The following is a 1,477-nucleotide window of genomic DNA, read 5'->3' as shown; positions in this document are numbered from 1 at the left end:
GGCTGAGCTTTACCCACAAGTTATGGGCCTGAATTAAAGATTCGGAACATCTCGGTGATTTCGTGCAAGACGAGGAAGCCTCGCCAGATGACCGTGGCGCCGGGTGGTGGATCATGACGGCGATTCAGGTAGCCGCCCAGGGTGGCAATCCATCGTATCGCCTGATGCAGCGACGGCACCGTGTCCGGCGGCCGGGTGGTTCGATGCACGCGGCAATACAGGGCTTGCCATTCGACAGGTTGGAGAACCACTTCACAAGGCAGGTCACCGTCCAGCCGTGCCAGCAGCGTGGTGTAGAGGATACGCCAGGCAATGACCGCGAACAGGGAGGTGGCCCGAACAAAGCGTTCGAGCGTGCCAAACTGGCGGGCCTCGATGCGGCAGCCGCTCTTGAGCACCCGGTGCCAGGTCTCGATCGTCCAGCGCCGCGCATACCATTGCAGCCGCTCAAGCGCTTGCGCGGGCGAGTGTGTGGGTACCGAGGTGAGCAGCATCCATTCGATTGGCTCGATATTGGCCGGCGGTTCGTCCTCGATGACATGCACGGCGAAGACGTCCAGCTCGGGCAAACGGGTTCGTGTCTGAGGCGGTCGCAGACGTACGCATGCGTATCGCAATGTCAGGCGCGCGGTGCGCTGGGGACGAGTCCCTCTGGCTGGCACCTGCAACTCGGTTTGGCCGGCTGCGGGGGTGTCCAGCACCGCTTGCCACAGATAGCGCTGGGGATGGCGGGCGCAGCGGTTCCATGCCGCGCGTACCAGCCAGTCCACCCCGTCCGGGCGTTGCGCAGCAAACAGTTCATAGACATCGCTTTCGCGATCGCCGATGCCAATGAGTTGCGTGTGCTCACAGCGCGACTTCAGCGCCGAGAGGTGCGCAAGCCCCTCGATCCACTTGATGCTTTCCTTCTCATGGATGGGTCGGGATTTGCGCCGCGCGGCGCTGCCCTCGGTTCCTTCAGGACGTGCCCACGTCTTCATGCCCAGTACGCCGAGCGGCAAACCTTCCGGACTGACTGCCAGCAGGCTGTGCATCATGAACCCACGCTCATTGCCACCGGTACCGCGCCCCAGACCCTCTGTGGCAGGCAAATGCGTCAGATTGAATTCGGTGGTGTCCTGTATCGCCAGTACCACCGGGACCTGCTTCATACGGTGCAGCGTCTGCGCGATATGCGGCGCCAGTACACCGTCGGTGTCGACCTGGTCGTTGTCAAAGAACCGGTAGGCCGCCTTCAGTTCAGCAGGCGACAGAGCCTGCGGCAGCGATGTGTGGGGACTGGTCGACAGTTGTCGGGCCAGTGCCACCAGCCGGTACGACAGGCGTGCGTCACCGAGATTCGCCGCTGCGAATTCCTCGCTCGCCCAGTCCTCCGTGTCGTCCTCGATCGCCAATCCGCTGCCGCTGCATCAACAGAATGGACGAAAGTTAACACCGTCCGATCCGGTTTACAACCGGACTTGTGGGTAAAGCTCAG

1 protein-coding gene is annotated in these 1,477 nt (G+C 62.5%); it reads right to left on the bottom strand.

Features of this window, described 5'->3' with window-relative positions; all coding sequences use genetic code 11:
• Positions 1–20: 20 nt before the first annotated feature.
• Complete coding sequence (locus RM96_RS34275; protein WP_039016213.1) at positions 21–1,394, bottom strand: IS4 family transposase; 1,374 nt, start codon at positions 1,392–1,394, stop codon at positions 21–23.
• Positions 1,395–1,477 lie beyond the last annotated feature (83 nt).

The organism is Cupriavidus sp. IDO, assembly GCF_000812465.1.
GTDB lineage: Bacteria > Pseudomonadota > Gammaproteobacteria > Burkholderiales > Burkholderiaceae > Cupriavidus.
Note: the sequence above shows the minus strand (reverse complement) of the source record. Positions and strands in the feature narration are given on the sequence as shown.